The 15,836-nt window shown below is 66.5% G+C and carries 17 protein-coding genes; 9 read left to right on the plus strand and 8 right to left on the minus strand.

Translation table 11 applies throughout. The annotated features are described in order from the left end of the window. Positions 1 to 4: 4 nt before the first annotated feature. Both XH93_RS07720 and XH93_RS07725 read left to right on the plus strand, forming a co-directional pair. Positions 5 to 373, plus strand: a complete 369-nt coding sequence (locus XH93_RS07720; protein WP_194473040.1) for a nuclear transport factor 2 family protein — start codon at positions 5 to 7, stop codon at positions 371 to 373. A 3-nt stretch (positions 374 to 376) separates the two neighbouring features. Continuing rightward, positions 377 to 811, plus strand: a complete 435-nt coding sequence (locus XH93_RS07725; RefSeq protein WP_194473041.1) for a hypothetical protein — start codon at positions 377 to 379, stop codon at positions 809 to 811. Between the two features lie 283 nt (positions 812 to 1,094). On the opposite strand, the gene XH93_RS07730 is transcribed toward XH93_RS07725, so the two are convergent. The 4 genes from XH93_RS07730 to XH93_RS07745 are packed head-to-tail and all read right to left on the minus strand — an operon-like array spanning position 1,095 to position 2,874. Further along, entirely contained in the window at positions 1,095 to 1,610 is a 516-nt protein-coding gene (locus XH93_RS07730) for an SRPBCC family protein (protein WP_139859181.1), read from the minus strand. A 32-nt stretch (positions 1,611 to 1,642) separates the two neighbouring features. Continuing rightward, complete coding sequence (locus XH93_RS07735; RefSeq protein WP_194473042.1) at positions 1,643 to 2,110, minus strand: SRPBCC family protein; 468 nt, start codon at positions 2,108 to 2,110, stop codon at positions 1,643 to 1,645. After that, complete coding sequence (locus XH93_RS07740; protein WP_194473043.1) at positions 2,103 to 2,567, minus strand: SRPBCC family protein; 465 nt, start codon at positions 2,565 to 2,567, stop codon at positions 2,103 to 2,105. The genes XH93_RS07735 and XH93_RS07740 overlap by 8 nt, the downstream gene beginning before the upstream one ends. Continuing rightward, the gene (locus XH93_RS07745; RefSeq protein WP_028343393.1) at positions 2,560 to 2,874 is read right to left on the minus strand and encodes a helix-turn-helix transcriptional regulator; all 315 of its coding nucleotides are present in this window, start codon (positions 2,872 to 2,874) and stop codon (positions 2,560 to 2,562) included. Before XH93_RS07745 ends, XH93_RS07740 begins: the two co-directional genes overlap by 8 nt. A gap of 120 nt (positions 2,875 to 2,994) precedes the next feature. On the opposite strand from XH93_RS07745, the gene XH93_RS07750 reads away from it, so the two are divergent. The 3 genes from XH93_RS07750 to XH93_RS07760 all read left to right on the plus strand — a co-directional run bounded on the left by XH93_RS07750 (position 2,995) and on the right by XH93_RS07760 (position 6,232). Continuing rightward, positions 2,995 to 4,440 (plus strand): LVIVD repeat-containing protein, encoded by a 1,446-nt coding sequence (locus XH93_RS07750; protein WP_194473044.1) that lies wholly within the window; start codon positions 2,995 to 2,997, stop codon positions 4,438 to 4,440. A gap of 7 nt (positions 4,441 to 4,447) precedes the next feature. After that, complete coding sequence (locus tag XH93_RS07755; protein WP_194473045.1) at positions 4,448 to 4,987, plus strand: hypothetical protein; 540 nt, start codon at positions 4,448 to 4,450, stop codon at positions 4,985 to 4,987. Positions 4,988 to 5,614: 627 nt separating this feature from the next. After that, a complete protein-coding gene (locus XH93_RS07760) occupies positions 5,615 to 6,232 on the plus strand; it encodes a LysE family translocator (protein WP_139481003.1) in 618 nt (205 codons plus the stop codon). 227 nt (positions 6,233 to 6,459) lie between these two features. Here the strand turns inward: XH93_RS07760 and XH93_RS07765 are convergent, their stop codons facing one another. The 4 genes from XH93_RS07765 to XH93_RS07780 all read right to left on the minus strand — a co-directional run bounded on the left by XH93_RS07765 (position 6,460) and on the right by XH93_RS07780 (position 11,732). Continuing rightward, entirely contained in the window at positions 6,460 to 7,383 is a 924-nt protein-coding gene (locus tag XH93_RS07765; protein WP_194473046.1) for a xanthine dehydrogenase family protein subunit M, read from the minus strand. Next, on the minus strand, positions 7,380 to 10,061 hold the full coding sequence (locus XH93_RS07770; protein ID WP_194473047.1) for a molybdopterin-dependent oxidoreductase: 2,682 nt from the start codon (positions 10,059 to 10,061) through the stop codon (positions 7,380 to 7,382). Before XH93_RS07770 ends, XH93_RS07765 begins: the two co-directional genes overlap by 4 nt. After that, positions 10,058 to 10,717 carry a TetR/AcrR family transcriptional regulator gene (locus tag XH93_RS07775; protein ID WP_194473048.1) on the minus strand — a complete coding sequence of 220 codons (660 nt, stop codon included), beginning with the start codon at positions 10,715 to 10,717 and terminating at the stop codon, positions 10,058 to 10,060. Before XH93_RS07775 ends, XH93_RS07770 begins: the two co-directional genes overlap by 4 nt. A gap of 85 nt (positions 10,718 to 10,802) precedes the next feature. Further along, positions 10,803 to 11,732, minus strand: coding sequence for an AraC family transcriptional regulator (locus XH93_RS07780; RefSeq protein WP_194473049.1), 930 nt, complete (start codon positions 11,730 to 11,732; stop codon positions 10,803 to 10,805). Positions 11,733 to 12,053: 321 nt separating this feature from the next. On the opposite strand from XH93_RS07780, the gene XH93_RS07785 reads away from it, so the two are divergent. The 4 genes from XH93_RS07785 to XH93_RS07800 all read left to right on the plus strand — a co-directional run bounded on the left by XH93_RS07785 (position 12,054) and on the right by XH93_RS07800 (position 15,797). Beyond that, positions 12,054 to 12,389, plus strand: coding sequence for a hypothetical protein (locus tag XH93_RS07785; RefSeq protein ID WP_194473050.1), 336 nt, complete (start codon positions 12,054 to 12,056; stop codon positions 12,387 to 12,389). A 114-nt stretch (positions 12,390 to 12,503) separates the two neighbouring features. Then, positions 12,504 to 13,721 (plus strand): NAD(P)/FAD-dependent oxidoreductase, encoded by a 1,218-nt coding sequence (locus tag XH93_RS07790; RefSeq protein WP_194473051.1) that lies wholly within the window; start codon positions 12,504 to 12,506, stop codon positions 13,719 to 13,721. Positions 13,722 to 13,796: 75 nt separating this feature from the next. Beyond that, the gene (locus XH93_RS07795) at positions 13,797 to 14,591 is read left to right on the plus strand and encodes an acetoacetate decarboxylase (protein WP_139481010.1); all 795 of its coding nucleotides are present in this window, start codon (positions 13,797 to 13,799) and stop codon (positions 14,589 to 14,591) included. A 30-nt stretch (positions 14,592 to 14,621) separates the two neighbouring features. After that, the gene (locus XH93_RS07800) at positions 14,622 to 15,797 is read left to right on the plus strand and encodes a patatin-like phospholipase family protein (protein WP_194473052.1); all 1,176 of its coding nucleotides are present in this window, start codon (positions 14,622 to 14,624) and stop codon (positions 15,795 to 15,797) included. Positions 15,798 to 15,836 lie beyond the last annotated feature (39 nt).

The raw sequence follows: 15,836 nt of genomic DNA on the forward strand, positions 1-15,836 counted from the left end.
TGGCATGGGCGAACAGATCATGGATCGGGCGGCCGCCGGACGCTTTGTCGCGGCGTGGTGTGCGAACTGGTGCAAGGTCGATATCGACGCCGTCGTCGCGCACTTTGCCGACGACGCGGAGATGCGCAGCCCGCTGGCGCTCAAACTGACGGATTCTCCGGTGGTCGCGGGGGCGGAGAACATCCGCGCCTACTGGCGCAAGGCGTACGGCAGCATCGAAAGCGCAGACCTCAAGATCCTGAATTGGAGCTGGGACGAAACCATCGCGCGCCTGACGGTGTGGTGGCAACTCGGCGAGACACGCGCCAGCGAGTTCATGGACTTCGACGGTGCCGGCCGTGTGGTGCGCAGCGAAGCCTTCTACGGAAAATAGCCGATGCGATTTTTGGATTTCATCCTGCTCCTCAACGCGCTCTGGTTCTGCGCCGCCTTCGTCCAGTTCAGCATCGCGCAAGGCAATACGCTGAAGATACTGGTTCCGCGAGAAGAGCGTGGGAATCCGATTGCGCCGACCTTGTCGGCCAGCGTCGCGTTTCTCGGCGGCATCAATCTGCCGATCGGGTTGCTGTCGCTATATTGCCTATTGGCACGGCCGCCCTTCTTTCAGGCGACCGACGCGCAGCTCGCGCTGTTCCTGTTCTTCGCCGCGTGCCATTTCAGCCAACTCGTCTACAACCTGCCCGTCCTGCTGCGCGGCGGCCGCGTCGGCGTGGCCTACTGGCCGGTGCTGAAGGGCCCGATGCTCAGGATATTCGTCATCGACGCGACGCTGTTCGTGGCCAACCTGATTGTCGCGCTGCTGCTGGTTTAGCCATTCACGAAAAGCCTGCCGATTTCGGCGAGGAGTGCGGAGCTGCAGTCGGAGCTGATAGTGCGCCGGCGTGATCTCTTCGCCTCGCCCCGCTTGCGGGGAGAGGCCGGATCGCATCGCCAGATGCGATCCGGGTGAGGGGGACTCTCCGCGAATTCGTCTTCCACCGTCTTCGCGGAAGCGGCCCCTCACCCCAACCCTCTCCCCGCAAGAGCGGGGCGAGGGAGCACTCCTGCTTTCGCCGGGACGACGGCGGAGTAAGCGACGACTTGCGTCGCCAGCTTTACGACGGCAGCGCGATCCCCAGTTCCTTCAGCGCGGCCATCATGCGTGCCGGGGGCTGCATCGGGATTACCATGGCCTTGCCGGACTCCAGGAGGCTCTTCAGGCTGGAGAGGATCGCCGGCCAGCCGGTGCGGCCGCCAGACAGGATGTCGTCGCTGATCGGGCGGTCGTGCGACTGCAGCAGCGTCAGCTTGACGCCGTCGCCGGCCGGCTCGATCTCGTAAGTCACGAGCGTCGGTCCGAGCTTCTCGACGAGCTGTGGCCAGTTGACGTTGAAGGTGACGGTCAGCCGCTTCAACGGATCGCATTCGATCACCTCGCCGGAGATATGCAGCGCACCGTCCGGCGTGCGAACGATGTAGGCGCCGCCGATCCGAAGGTCGACTTCGACCGCATGGCCAGAGAAATACTGCCGGCTGAACTCGGCCTCGGTCAGCGCCTGCCACACCTTCTGCGGCGTGGCAGCGATGTAGATCGTGTAGACGATCGCTGGTTTGAATTTCTCGATGTTCATGTCCACGCGTATCCTTCGATAGATCTTCATGGTCATTCGGCGCCCTCGATCCCGAGCGCAGCGAGCGGAATCGCAGCCGCCTTGCCGGTCTCGAGCAGGCTCTTGAGCCCGGACAGGATCGCAGGCCAGCCCTTGGAGATGCCGTCGAGCAGCTTGCTGCCGACGCCAAAACCCTCATGCGTCACGATCAGCTTGACGATCTTGCCATGCGGCTCGAGCGTGAAGACGACCTTGGTCGCCGGCTCCTTGCGCATCTCGGGATCGGCCTCGTGCTTGAATGTGTAGGACAGCCGGCGCGGCCGGTCGGCCTCGAGAATTTCGCCGGTGTCGGTGATCGTTCCGCTCATCACCAGCGCGAGCGATGAGCCGACCTTCCAGTCGGACTTGAGCTCGGTGTCGAACCAGTATTGCCGCGTGAACTCGCTTCGGGTCAGCGCGTCCCACAGCTTGTCCGGCGTGGTCTCGATGTAGGTGACATAGACGAATTCGGGCTTAGGCATGGCTGGCCTCCCTGGCGCCGCTCGCGGGCAGATCGGCCGGCAGCTCGCGTCCGGTCTCGAGGAAACTCTTCAGGCTTGCGATCACCATCGGCCAGCCGCCGGAGATGTCGCGCAGCGTCTTCGGACCGAGGTTGTCGTGCGTTACGGTCAGCTTGACGACGCGGCCGCGCGGCTCGATGTCGAAGGTGACGCGAGACGTTTGCTCGCGCGCGGCGCCGTCCTTCACGACGTCCCAGCTATAGGCGAGCCTGTTCGGCGGCTCCACGATCAGCACCTCGCCCTCGACGGCACTGCGGCCGTCCTTGACGAGGCGAAACGGTGAGCCGACCTTCCAGTCCGATGTGGCGCGGTAACCGAACCAGTAGCGCTCGGTGAAATCGCCCGATGTCAGCGCGTGCCACAGCTTCTCGGCGGTGGCCTCGATGTAGGTGACGTAGACGTAGTCCGGCTTACTCATCACGCTTCTCCAATTGTCGTTTCAATTCGCTGAGCGCGGCAAGTTTCCCGCGCTCGAATTTTCTGATCCACCGCTCCCCGATCTGATGGATCGGAACCGGGTTGAGGTAGTGCAGCTTCTCGCGGCCGTGCTTGATCGTGGTGACGAGGTTGGCCTCTTCGAGAATCACAAGGTGCTTGGTGACGGCCTGGCGCGTCATGTCGAGGCCGTCGCAGAGCTCGCCGAGCGTCTGTCCGTTCTGATCATGAAGCCGGTCGAGCAGCGTCCGCCGCGAGGCATCCGCGAGTGCTTTGAAGACTTCATCCATGGGTCGGATAATAGGCAACCAAATGGTTGCATGTCAAGAGCGTGTGTTTGGGCGGGCATTCCGGCGTGCTATGTCACCGGCAGCCAACGCAGATTGGCGCGGGAACACGGGGTGATGCGGATGGGTGGTCGCGTTACGGCAGCTTGCTGCACGGTTTTGCTTGTTCTGTTCGCAGGTGGCGCGAATGCCCAGCAACAAAAGATCGGCGACCCGCCCGAAGCCTCCAACATGAGGCTGGTTGGAACCAGCGACCTGCAGGCGCGCAGCGCGTATCAGCCGACCATTCATCACCAGGGCGACAGGTGGATCGCCTATATCGGTCATCACGGCGGCACCGACGACATTCCCGATCCGGTCAATCCGATGACCGGCAAAGCGGAACCGAACGGCACCTCGATCGTCGACGTCACCGATCCCGCGCATCCGAAGTATCTGCGGCACATTCCGGGACAGGAAGGCAAATACGAATCCGGCGGCGCGCAGATGGTGCGGATCTGCGACGGCAAAGATCTGCCGAAGGCCGACCACAATGCGGTCTACATGCTTCGTGCCGTCGGTTCTCAAGGGCATGAAATCTGGAATGTCGCCGATCCCGCCAATCCGGTGCTCGTCACCAGGATCGGCGAAGGCCTGAAGGACACGCACAAGAGTTTTTGGGAATGCGATACCGGAATTGCGTACCTGGTGTCGGGCGCACCCGACTGGCGCACGCGGCGCATGACGCAGATCTACGATCTCAGCGATCCCGCGCAGCCAAGGAAGATCAGGGATTTTGGTCTGCCGGGGCAGGAGCCGGGCTCGACCGGTGCGGTGCCGACCGAATTGCATGGGCCGATCTCGACCGGGCCGAAAGGCAACCGCGTCTATTTCGGCTACGGCACCAACAAGGGCGGCTTTCTGCAGATCGTCGATCGCGACAAGCTGCTGAACGGGCCGAAAGAGCCGACGCCGGACAATCTGAAACTGCCGGAGATCGCGCGGATGCCGCTGTCGGCGCTGAACGGCGCGCACACGGTGTTTCCGATGCCGGGCATGCCGATCGCGGAGTTCGCCCACGACAAGGACGGCAAGACCCGCGACATCGTGATGATCGTCGACGAGGCGATCCAGAACGAGTGCGGCGAGGCGCGGCAGATGGTGTGGTTCGCCGACGTCACCACCGAGGCGCGGCCGATGCTGATCTCGAGTTATACGGTGCCGGAGGTCAGCGGAGATTTCTGCGAGCGCGGCGGCCGATTCGGCTCGCATTCGTCGAACGAGAGCATGGCGCCGGTCTATTACAAGAAGCTCGCCTTCATCGCCTTCTTCAACGCCGGCGTCCGCGCGCTCGACATCCGCGATCCCTACCACCCCAAAGAGGTCGGCTATTTCATTCCGTCGATCACGGCGGCAACCGACAAGCGCTGCGTCACCGTCGACGGCAAGGACCGCTGCAAGGTCGCGATCCAGACCAACAATGTCGAGACCGACGAGCGCGGCTACATCTACGCGGTCGACCGCGCCAACACCGGTCTGCACATTCTCGAACTGACCGGCGAAGCGCGCGCCATCGCCGGCCTGCCGTGAGGTCGTGATGCGCGCATGGCCGGTCATCGCAGCGATGTTTGTGGCGCTCGGCGGCCTCTCGGCCGTGGCCGGCTACGAGATGGCGTCTCCGCGCGGCGGTGCATGGCGCGAGATCGCCTGGCCGTTCCCGCGCGACGGCTGGCCCGCCGGCCGCGCCTACCGCTGCGGCGCCGCCGCGTGCGGCAGCGATGTCGAGGTGTACCTCCGGCCCAAACTCGGCTTCTGCAACTGCGATAGCGGCGTTGCCGATGACGACGAGGTCGATCGCGTTGCCGACGTCGACATGATCAGCCCGCGCTTCGCGCCACTGCGGGCGGGCGAGGTCGTGCGGGTCGCGGAGATGCCTGGCCGCATCAGAGCCTATGACCTCGACATGCCCGATGGCAGGCGAACCGCGATCGGCATCGCGGTGTCGCATCGTTGCGATCTGCTGGCAGTGGCGGCCCAGGGCAGCGGCGATGCGGCGCATGTGCAGCGCGCGGTGTTGGCGTTGCTGGAATCCGCTGACGTGAGCAAGTGGATGACCATGGCGATGGAGGGCCGCTGAGCGCAACGCGCGGCCCTTTCACCTCTCCCCGCCTGCGGGGAGAGGTCGGATCGCCCCGGCGATGCGTAGCGTCGTCAGATGCGATCCGGGTGAGGGGGTACAGGTCTAGCAACCCGCACCGCCTGGTGGAGAGAGCCCCTCACCCCAACCCTCTCCCCGTAAAGGACGGGGAGAGGGAGCAGGTCGCGCGCTGAGCGCAACGCTCCTTCTTCACCTCTCCCCGCTTGCGGGGAGAGGTCGGATCGCCCCCGGCGATGCGTAGCATCGTCCGGCGCGATCCGGGTGAGGGGGTACAGGTCTAGCAACCAGCACCGCCTGGTGGAGAGAGCCCCTCACCCCAACCCTCTCCCGCAAGAGCGGGGCGAGGGAGCAGATCGCGCGCTGAGCGCAACGCTCCTTCTTCACCTCTCCCCGCTTGCGGGGAGAGGTCGGATCGCCCCCGGCGATGCGTAGCATCGTCCGGCGCGATCCGCGTAAGGGGGTACTGGTCTCACCATCCGCACCAGACGTGCGGAGAGCCCCCCTCATCCCGACCTTCTCCCCGCACGCGGGGAGAAGGGGAAGCGCGCCGCTTCCATCTGTCTCCCTCGCGTGCATAATATCTGTTTGAAACAAACGAGCCCCGTCATGTCCCTGCAAGCCTATCTCGCTTTCGTTGCCGCCTGCGTTGCGCTGGCGCTGCTGCCCGGTCCGATCGTTACCATGGTCATTGCCAACGGCCTGCGCTACGGCACGCGCGCTGCGATGATCAATGTGCTCGGCGCCCAGGCCGGGCTGGCGATCGTGATCGGTATCGTCGCGGTCGGCCTGACCTCGCTGATGGCGACCATGGGCTACTGGTTCGACTGGGTGCGCTTTGCCGGCGCCGCTTATCTGGTCTGGCTCGGCTACAAGCTGATCCGCGCGCCGGTTGAGGGCGTCAGCACCGATGAGCCGCTGGCGCCGCCGCGCGGCGGCTTCTTCCTGCAGGGTTTTCTGGTGCTGCTCTCCAACCCGAAGGTGCTGGTGTTCTTCGGCGCCTTCATCCCGCAGTTCATGGATATGGAGAAGCCTCACGTCCCGCAGGTGGCGCTGCTCGGCGTCACCTTCATGGTGACGGCGGTGATGAGCGACGGGCTCTATGCCTTGCTGGCCGGCCGCGCCCGCAAATTCTTCTCCAAGGAGCGCACCCGGCTGATGTCGCGGATCTCCGGCGGCTTCATGATCGGCGGCGGCATCTGGCTGGCGCTGACCCGGGCGCGCTGAGCCTCGAGCGGGATGAGTATGCGGCGGGACGGGATCTCGGTTCACCTCTCCCCGTCGGGGAGAGGTCGGATTGCGCTCGGCGATGCGAAGCATCGTCAGGTGCAATCCGGGTGAGGGCCTTGCTCACTCGATAGACCATGACCCCTCACCCGATTTGCTGCGCAAATCGACCTCTCCCAAGGGAGAGGTGGTACTTCCGATGCCGCTACAGGCTCATCCCATCCGACCTAGCCCGCAAGCCGCTCGACCACGTCGCGCACCAAGCCCTTGAGCAGGTCGAGCTTGTATCCGGTCATCGGCAGCGGCTTTGCGCCTGATGTCGCAAGTTCGGCGGCCCGCGCGACGGTTTCGGCATCGGTGGGCTTCCCTTTCAGCGCCGCCTCGCATGCCGCCAACCGCAGCGGCACCGGGGCGATGCCACCGGCCGCGATATCGACCTGCTGGAACGTGCCGCCTGAGATCACGGCCCGCACGCAGACCTCCACCAGCGGCCATTCCGCATGGGTGCGGCTGATGGCGCGCTTGTAGAGCGCGCGCTCGCCGGCGAGCGGCGCAGCGAACTCGATACGCGCGATCCGTTCGCCTGATCCAAGCAAATTGTCGGCGGCGCCATTGCTGCCGTCGCCGAGCAGGTCGGTGATCGACAGCCCGCTGCGCCGGTCGGTGGTGATCTTCGCGTCATAGGCCAACAGCGCCATCGCCATCGTCGATGGATGCGGCGCCACGCAAGGGCCGAGGTCGAACGCGACGTGATAGAGATGATTGCCGGATCGTGCCGGACAGTCGGTGCCGCCCTTCTTGAGACAGCCGATCTGCGGATTGCGGAAATACCAGCAGCGCGAGCGCTGCGCGAGGTTGCCGCCGAGCGTCGCCAGCTGCCGGATCTGCGGCGTCGCAAGGCCCTGCGCGGCCGCGGCGATGCCGGGATAGGCCTGCGCGAGCCGCGCGTCGGAGGCGATCGCCGCGACCGAGGTCAGCGCACCGATGCGGGCCGCGCCGTCCGCGGCCCAGGTGATCCCGATCGTATCGGGAGTGGCGGTGAGATCGACGATCGGCCCGCGCGACACGCCGCTGCGGCGGCGTTCCGACAGATCGGTGCCGGCGGCACGGAATTCCGGCGCCGTGATTGTAGCTGCGGCTGCAGCACTCATGCGGCGGTCCTCCCTTTCAGCGCGGCAATGATGCGGTCGGGCCGGATCGGAATTTCGGTGAGGCGGACGCCGATCGCGTCGTGAATCGCGTTCGCCACCGCGGGCGACGTCGGCACCGTGGCGACCTCGCCGATGCCGACGCTGTTGCCGAGCACATGGTCGAAGCCGGCCTCGTCGAAATGCACGTTGATCTCCGGCGTGTCTGAAATCCCCGGGATGCGATAATCCTCCATCCCGGCCGTCAATACGTCGCCGCTGATCGGATCGAGCTCGCGCGCCTCGTAGAGGGCGTAGCCCAGGCCCTGGATCACCGAGCCGCAGGCCTGGCTGTGCGCCAGCGCGGGAGCCGCGACCTTGCCGACCGCAAGGCCGGTGTGCACGTTGAGCACGCGGACATGGCCGAGCCAGGTGTCGACCTCGACCTCGATCACCTGCACCGAGCTCGGCACCCCGGCGCCGACCACGATGTTGGAGAAGCGGCGCATCATCCAGCCGAAGATGATGCCGATGAAGCCGGCGTCACGCAGCGGCGAGCGGACGCCGGGCGCGGTGTTCTTGCCGTCCTCGCCGCGCGTTTCGGACACAGAGATGTCGGGCGCGCGCGCGATCAGCTCGCGCCATGGCGCGTTCGAGCCGGGCGCCGGCTTGCGCGTCGCCTGTTCGAGGATCGCGGCCTTCAGCTTGCGGATCGCGAGCAGCGTCGGCGGCAGCACCGAGGCGGTGACGCGGCTGCCACCGGAGCCGGGACCTTCCGGCAGCGACGAATCGCCGATGCGGACCTCGATCTCGCTTGGCTCGAGATCGAACTCGCGCGCCACCGCATCGGCGATCACGCTGCGGGTACCGGTGCCGATATCCTGCGTCGCGGTGCTGGCGATGATGCGGCCGCCCTTGACCGCGACCTCGACCTTGACCTTGGGCTGCCAGAGGTAGAGCCAGTAGCCGGTCGCGACCCCGACGCCGCGGCGATAGCGGCCGCTCTGTGTGGCCTCGCGGTTGCGCCAGACGTCGAGCCCGGCCGCCCAGTCATAGAGCCGCTGCCGGTTGGGATCGGGATCCCAGCGCTTGCGTAGCGCAATCGGGTCGATCTTGAGCCGCCGCGCGGCCTCGTCGATCGCCTGCTCCACCGCGAAGGCCATCGGCGGACCGCCGGGGCCGCGGAAGGCGGACCCGGGCGGCAGGTTGCTGATGACGTCGAAATCCGAGAGCGCCTTGGCTTCGGCCGGATAGATCAGCCGCGCCAGGCCGGCGATGGTCGAATTGGTTGCCGCGCCCGTATCGGCATGCGCGGTGACGGACAGCGCCTTCAGCCCGCCCTGCTCGGAGGGCAGCAGCGCGACCTTCACTTCCGCGGCCGGGCGATAGCCGGCGACCGAGAGCTCCTCGTGCCGGTCGTAGGCGACCCGGACCGGCGCCTTCGCCGCGCGCGCGAGTTCGATCGCGGCGATCGTCTCGACGCCCATGCTCGACTTCGAGCCGAAGCCGCCGCCGACATGATCGGCGATGACGCGGACCTTGTCGTGGTCGAGCTTGAAGCGCTTTGCGATTTGCTCCTTGAGATGAAACACCCACTGCGACGAGGCGTGCACGGTCAGCCGGTCGCCGTCGAAACGCGCCACCGCGGCATGCGGCTCAAGGCAGGCGTGCTGCTGCGTGCCGGTGCGAAAGGTTGCTTCCACCAGCAGCGGGCTGCCGGCCTGCCGCGCCGCGTCCACCCAGCTGCGCACCTTGCCGGCGCGCTGCGAGAACGCCGCGGTCGGCCCGCGCACGTTCTGCTTCCACGGCGCCGGCCCGCCGCCAGCTTCCGAGACGTTGCCTGCGCGCTTGCGGCTGGCTTTGTCGAACACCACAGGCGCATCATCCTTGCGTCCGGCGTCGAGCCCGATCACCGCGGGCAGGCGCTCATAAGTCACCTTGATCGCGGCGAGCGCGGCCAGCGCGCTTTTGCGGTCCTTGGCGGCGACCGCGGCAATCGGCTCGCCGACATAGCGCACGACGCGGTCGTCGGCGAGCAACGACACCGCGGCAACGCCGGGAAGCGCGCGCGCTGGCGCCAGATCGAGTGCGGTAATGCGGGCGTGCGCCTCGCGCGAGCGCAGGATCACGCCCTCGAGCTGGCCGTCGTGCCTGATATCGACAGTGTATTTTGCCGCGCCCGTCACCTTGTCGCGTGCCTCGATGCGCGGCGTCACCACGTGGTCGCCGTCGAATCGGCCCGCGCAGGCATCCGCCACCGCGCGAAAAATCCCGTCATAGGCGCCGCAGCGGCAGAGATGGCCGGAGAGTGCCGCGCCGATCTCCTCGCGCGACGGCACCGCGGTTCCCTTGGTCGCGCGCCAGTGGTCGCAGAACGCGGCGGCTTCCACAATGAAGCCGGGCGTGCAGAAGCCGCACTGCAGGGCATCATGCGCCATGAACGCCTTCTGCACCGCATGCAGGCTTGCCGCGCCGATGCCCTCCACCGACGTCACCGATTTGCCGGCGGCGGCCTGCGCCGGCATCAGGCAGCTTGCGACCGGCGCGCCGTCGACCAGCACCGTGCAGGCACCGCAAACACCGGCGCCGCAGACCAGCTTGGTGCCGGTGAGCCCGAGCTGATCGCGGACGACGTCGATGAGCAGCGCGTCGGGATCGTCGGGCAGGGCTTCGACGCGGCCGTTGATGGTCATCGTGCTCATGGAGATCCTCCAGCCTTGCTCCGTGACGGTCTTCGCTTCGCCGCCGCCTTGCGGGCGGACGGCTTTTGCTTTGGCGCGGCGCCGGCGCACAGCACCCGCACCATCAGCGCCATGTCCTTCAGAAACGCATCGACCGGCTGCATCCCCGGGTGCTGCGATTTCGATGCGTGCAGGGCCATTTCGACCAGTCGGGCGAATTCGGCCGGTGCCATGCCCTGCGGCAGCACGAGCTGCAGCCTCTGCGCGGTGCGCGTGACGGTCGCGACGAGACGCTCGGCATAAACGGCCGAATATTTCTGGTAGAGGTCGCGCGCCTGCGCCAGATGCTCGGAATACAGTTCCTCGATATGCGGCGAGCCGTCGAACGAGCCGATCATCGTCTGCATCCGTGCGGTCATGCCGGCGACGAGGATGTCGGCAAGCGTGCCGCCGTCCTGCTCCGCCTTGCTGATCGCGGCCTGCTCGGCGGCAATCGCGTCCTCATGCACGCGTTCGATCACGGCGCGGAACAGCGCTTCGCGCGATTCGAAATGATGATACAGCGCCTGCCGCGTCAGCCCGGCGGCTTCCGCCACCTGCTCGATCGAGGAGCGGCGAAAGCCGTGGCGGCGGAACACCAGCATGGTCGCATCGAGAATGCGGGTTTTCGGTCCCATTTGTCGAATTTGACAAATTATGGAAATTTGTCAAATCGCGATTTGGTGACTGCCGGGGCGGACACCTTGCCGCGCGGGGCGCGGCTCAGGTCTCGATATTCGGCACGCGATACATCTCGCGGCGCCATAGCGCCGGGCTGATGCCGACCGCGGCGGAAAACACCCGCGTGAAATGGCTTTGGTTGGCAAAGCCGGCCGCGATCGCAATCTCGGACAGCGGCAGGTCGCGCACCGCCATCAATTGCTTGGCGACCTTCACCCTCTGCTGCAGCAGCCATTGGTGCGGCGGCAGGCCGGTGGAGACGCGAAACGCGCGCGAAAAGTGGCTGACCGAGAGATCGAACTCGGCCGCGATCTGCTTCAACGGGATCTTGCCGCGCAGGTCGGCCTCGAGCCGTTCGCAGGCCTGCCTGGCCTGCCATGCGGCAAGGCCGCCGCGGGCCGGCGCGGTGACGCTGCGCAGCCCGCCATAGGTCCGGGCGACATGGGCGGTGAAGGCGAGCATTACATGATCGACGAACAGCTGGTTGACTTCCTCCGGCCGGCGCAGGGCCTCGAGCAGCACGGCGCTGAGATGGCGGATGACGCCGTCGTCGTGGCCGATGCCGGGCTCGTAGCCGAGCTCGTCGATCCGCCGCGCGCGGGATTGCCGCGCGATATCGTCGAGCGCCGAGCGCGGCAGGTAGAAGAAGACGGAGTGAAACGGCTTGTCGATCACGTAGCGCGGGTCGCGCTTCAGATCGTACAGATAGGTCGCGCCGCTGCGGATGTTCGACTTGGTGATGCAGCGGCCGTCTTCCCAGCACTCGCAATCGTCGTAGTCGCGAAACTTGAGGCTGACGAGATAGGCGTCGTCCGCAGGCAGCGAGCCGGACAGGTCGCGCACCGGATTGTCGTTGCGGATTTCGGTGACCGCGAGCGCATCGCTGCGCAACGAGCGCGTGATCAGCGAGGGCGCGTGTTTCAATTGCAGGGGTTGCCCGAGCTTCCGTCCGTAGACGCCAGCCTGTGCCATATCGATGAATTCCGTCAGTGATATCAGACCGGGAGGCGATGATCATCGTCCCATGGTCGTGCTGCATTATCAGAGATCGGCGCGGCGCCGTCCAGTTCCTGGCACGATCGTAAGCGGCCTTGGCGGAGCGATCACGACAACGCGATTTCGAAATGATTTCAAGGGCATTGCGGTCCGATGACGTTGCGCCGCATGCCGGCGGCCGGCGCCGGCAGGTGCGCTAGCCGCAATCGCTCTGCAGGTACGGCAATCGCTCTGGGGCGGCGGCGCGTCCGATTCGCTAGACCATCATCGCGCCCACGCCAACGACGGAGACACGCGATGATCTGGAAAGATTTAGGCAGCTCCCTTGCTCTCACCCGGCGACGCAGGGCCGTCGCCACTGCGCTCATGTACGGGCTCACGCTGACGGTTCGCTTCACGTCGGCGGCCGGTGACGAAGCGGACACGCCGGCAAGGGCCGTTCAGGGCAACGATCCGATCACGTCGATCATGATCAATGACGCTACGCCGATCCTCGCCGGGGACTGGCGGCCGGGGCCGGCGCAACTGACTGCCTTTCGCCGCGGCGCGTCGCTGAGTTCGCGAGGTTGCCTTGCGGCATGCGAGCGTCCCGCGCGCATGCCATTCGTCACCGGCTGCGTCTCGCGTCAATAGCGCGACTGAAGCCCGTTTCACCTGTTCGCGTCGTTGATCGCAACAAGCCTTGCCGCCCGCGGCAGGCAGCGGCGGCGCGCGTGCGCCCGACTACCAAACCAGAGGAGACTTGAAATGCGAATCGTCATCATTGGTGCCGGCTTCGCCGGTATGTATGCCGCGCTGTCCGCCGCCCGTCTGCGCGAGATCAAGGGCGCTTCGCCCGAGGAGCTCGAGATTGCGCTGGTCGCGCCGCAGCCGACGCTGGTGGTCCGCCCGCGGCTCTACGAGCCGAAGCCGGAAACCCTGACCGCGCCGCTGCTCGACGTCTTCAACGCGATCGATGTGGTCTATGTGCAGGGCAGCGCCGAGGCGGTCGACACCAAGGCCCGCACCGTGCAGATCGTCACCGCCAAGGACGCGCGCAAGACGCTGCCTTACGATCGCCTGATCGTGGCGACCGGCAGCCAGCTGTTCCGTCCCAACGTGCCCGGGCTTGCCGAGCACGGCTTCAGCGTCGACAGCCTCGAGGACGCGATCGCGCTCGACAAGCATCTGCACGGCCTTGCCAAACTGCCGCAATCGGCGGCGCGCGACACGGTCGTCGTTGCCGGCGGCGGCTTCACCGGCATCGAGGCGGCCACCGAGTTGCCGTCGCGGCTCCGCGCCATCCTCGGCAAGGATGCCAAGCCGCGCATCGTCATCGTCGATCGCGGGGCCGCCATCGCGCCCGATATGGGCGAGGGCCCGCGCCCGATCATCGAGGACGCGATGCGCAAGCTCGGGGTCGAGGGCCGCTTCGGCGCCGGCGTCGCCGAGGTGAGCAAGTCCGGCGTCACGCTGTCGAACGGCGAGCATATCGAGGCCGCGACCGTGGTCTGGGCCGCGGGCATTCGCGCCGCGCCGCTGACCCAGCAGATCCCCGCCGAGCGCGACAATTTCGGCCGCCTGCTGGTCGACCGCGATCTGCGCGTGCCGGGGATCCCCGGCGTGTTCGCCACCGGCGATGCGGCGCGCGCCGCGTGCGACGATGTCGGCAATTACGCGCTGATGTCGTGCCAGCATGCGACGCGAATGGGCGCCTTTGCCGGCAACAATGCCGCCGCCGAGCTGCTCGGCGTTCCGACCAGGCCCTACCACCAGAAGGGTTACGTCACCTGCCTCGACCTCGGCGGCGCCGGCGCGCTGTTCACGCGCGGCTGGGAGCGCGAGGTGACGATGGTCGGCGACGTCGCCAAGAAGACCAAGCAGGAAATCAACACCGTCTGGATCTACCCGCCGCGGGCCGAGCGTGCCGCCGCGCTGGCCTCCGCCGATCCGGAACATGTGACCGACGTGTCTGGCTTCTTCTAGACCCGTCACGGAGCGGGCCGCGCTTGCCCTGAAGCGCGGCCCGCCCACCTCAAATCACTCTGGAGCTTGATCACCATGAAACACGACACCGTGCGCGCGTCGTCGTTCGCGATGCCGCTGACCAATCCGGCCTTTCCGCCCGGGCCCTACCGCTTCATCAACCGCGAATATTTCATCATCCAGTACCGCACCGATCCCGAGGCGCTGCGCCGCGTGGTGCCGGAGCCGCTGGAGCTGACCGATCCCGTGGTGAACTACGAGTTCATCCGGATGCCGGACTCCACCGGCTTCGGCGACTACACCGAGAGCGGCCAGGTGATTCCGGTCGCCTACAAGGGCCAGCTCGGCGGCTTCACCCATCAGATGTTCCTCAACGATCATCCGCCGATCGCCGGCGGGCGCGAGCTGTGGGGCTTTCCCAAGAAGCTGGCGCAGCCGAAGCTCGAGGTCGAGATCGACACGCTGGTCGGCACGTTGAACTACGGCTCGGTGCGCATCGCCACCGGCACCATGGGCTACAAGCACCGCGCGCTCGACATCGCGGCCGAGGCGAAGAAGCTCGCCGCGCCGAATTTCCTGCTCAAGATCATCCCGCATGTCGATGGCACGCCGCGGATCTGCGAGCTGGTGCGCTATCACCTCGAGGATATCACCGTGAAGGGCGCGTGGACCGGGCCGGTTGCGCTCGACCTTTACTCGCATGCGCTGGCCCCTGTCGCCGAGCTGCCGGTGCTGCAGGTACTGTCAGCCAAGCACCTTGTCGCCGACCTCACGCTCGGGCTCGGCAGCGTGGTGCACGATTATCTCGCCGCCGGCCACACCGCGCCGCGCCGCGGCGCCGACGCCTTGATCGAAGCGAATGCCGGCTGAGCGGAATCAGCCTCATCAGGAGTGCCAACCATGTTGAATGTGATGCGCGAGCAGACCAATCCGGTGCCGCGGCAGGCCAGGTCGCTGCCGTATGATGTCGTGGCGCTGGTGCTGCAGGGCGGCGGCGCGCTCGGCGCCTATCAGGCCGGTGTCTATGAGGGCCTGCACGAGGCCGGCATCCGGCCGAACTGGTTTGCCGGGATTTCGATCGGCGCGCTCAACGCCGCCATCATCGCCGGCTCGCCCGAAGCCGAGCGGGTGCAGCGGCTGCGGCAATTCTGGGAGACCATCTGTGCCTTCTCGATCGAGTGGCCCGCCGGAGAGGGGCTGGTCAATGCCTTGCCCTTTGCCTTCGACATCAGCTCGGTCCGCAACGCGCTGGCGGCGATGCGGGCGCTGGTCCAGGGGCAGCCCGGCTTCTTCAAGCCGCGCTTTCCCTCGCCGCTGTGGTCGCCGTTCTCGGGTGATGCCTCGACCAGCTTCTACGACACGGCACCGTTGCAACAGACCCTGGAGCGGCTGGTCGATTTCGACCGGCTGAACTCCGGCGAAGTGCGGGTCAGCGTCGGTGCCGTCAACGTCCGCACCGGCAACCTGACCTATTTCGACACCGCCGAACGCCGCCTCGGACCGAAGCATTTCATGGCGTCAGGCGCGCTGCCGCCGGGATTCCCCGCCGTCGAAATCGAAGGCGAGCACTACTGGGATGGCGGCGTGGTTTCGAACACGCCGCTGTCCCGCGTGCTCTCCGGGGAGCCATGCGACACGCTGACATTCCAGATCGACCTCTGGTCGGCCAAGGGCCGCGTTCCCTACGACATGATGGAAGTGTCGAGCCGCCAGAAGGACATCCAATATTCCAGCCGCACCCGCGCCATCACCGATCAGGCGCTGCGGATGCAGAAGATGCGCCAGGCGCTGCAACGGACGCTCGCGCTGCTGCCGGACTCCGCCAAGCAGGATCCGGAAATCCGCGCCATCGCCGAGATGGCCCGCCATCGCTCCTGCAACATCGTCCACCTGATCTATCAGACCAAGCTCCACGAAGGCCATTCGCGGGACTACGAGTTCGGGCTGAGCGGAATGCGCGCACACTGGCAGAGCGGGCTGGAGGACATCCGCCGCACGCTGGCCGACCCGGGCCGCCTCGACCGGCCCGCGCCGGAGCTCGGCATCGTCACCCACGACATCCATCGCCGCGACTGAGCTTGCGGCACATCTCACCTACAAAGCATCGAAAGGAAT

Origin of the sequence: Bradyrhizobium sp. CCBAU 51753 (assembly GCF_015291565.1) — a bacterium.
GTDB lineage: Bacteria > Pseudomonadota > Alphaproteobacteria > Rhizobiales > Xanthobacteraceae > Bradyrhizobium > Bradyrhizobium ivorense.

Bases quoted from the DNA above. Each gene is read 5' to 3' on its own strand.
- XH93_RS07755 (WP_194473045.1), top strand. From the start codon at position 4,448: ATGCGCGCATGGCCGGTCATCGCAGCGATGTTTGTGGCGCTCGGCGGC.
- XH93_RS07735 (WP_194473042.1), bottom strand. From the start codon at position 2,110: ATGCCTAAGCCCGAATTCGTCTATGTCACCTACATCGAGACCACGCCG.
- XH93_RS07800 (WP_194473052.1), top strand. From the start codon at position 14,622: ATGTTGAATGTGATGCGCGAGCAGACCAATCCGGTGCCGCGGCAGGCC.
- XH93_RS07745 (WP_028343393.1), bottom strand. From the start codon at position 2,874: ATGGATGAAGTCTTCAAAGCACTCGCGGATGCCTCGCGGCGGACGCTG.
- XH93_RS07725 (WP_194473041.1), top strand. From the start codon at position 377: ATGCGATTTTTGGATTTCATCCTGCTCCTCAACGCGCTCTGGTTCTGC.
- XH93_RS07730 (WP_139859181.1), bottom strand. From the start codon at position 1,610: ATGAACATCGAGAAATTCAAACCAGCGATCGTCTACACGATCTACATC.
- XH93_RS07795 (WP_139481010.1), top strand. From the start codon at position 13,797: ATGAAACACGACACCGTGCGCGCGTCGTCGTTCGCGATGCCGCTGACC.
- XH93_RS07770 (WP_194473047.1), bottom strand. From the start codon at position 10,061: ATGAGCACGATGACCATCAACGGCCGCGTCGAAGCCCTGCCCGACGAT.
- XH93_RS07720 (WP_194473040.1), top strand. From the start codon at position 5: ATGGGCGAACAGATCATGGATCGGGCGGCCGCCGGACGCTTTGTCGCG.
- XH93_RS07760 (WP_139481003.1), top strand. From the start codon at position 5,615: ATGTCCCTGCAAGCCTATCTCGCTTTCGTTGCCGCCTGCGTTGCGCTG.
- XH93_RS07790 (WP_194473051.1), top strand. From the start codon at position 12,504: ATGCGAATCGTCATCATTGGTGCCGGCTTCGCCGGTATGTATGCCGCG.
- XH93_RS07740 (WP_194473043.1), bottom strand. From the start codon at position 2,567: ATGAGTAAGCCGGACTACGTCTACGTCACCTACATCGAGGCCACCGCC.
- XH93_RS07765 (WP_194473046.1), bottom strand. From the start codon at position 7,383: ATGAGTGCTGCAGCCGCAGCTACAATCACGGCGCCGGAATTCCGTGCC.
- XH93_RS07775 (WP_194473048.1), bottom strand. From the start codon at position 10,717: ATGGGACCGAAAACCCGCATTCTCGATGCGACCATGCTGGTGTTCCGC.
- XH93_RS07785 (WP_194473050.1), top strand. From the start codon at position 12,054: ATGATCTGGAAAGATTTAGGCAGCTCCCTTGCTCTCACCCGGCGACGC.
- XH93_RS07780 (WP_194473049.1), bottom strand. From the start codon at position 11,732: ATGGCACAGGCTGGCGTCTACGGACGGAAGCTCGGGCAACCCCTGCAA.
- XH93_RS07750 (WP_194473044.1), top strand. From the start codon at position 2,995: ATGGGTGGTCGCGTTACGGCAGCTTGCTGCACGGTTTTGCTTGTTCTG.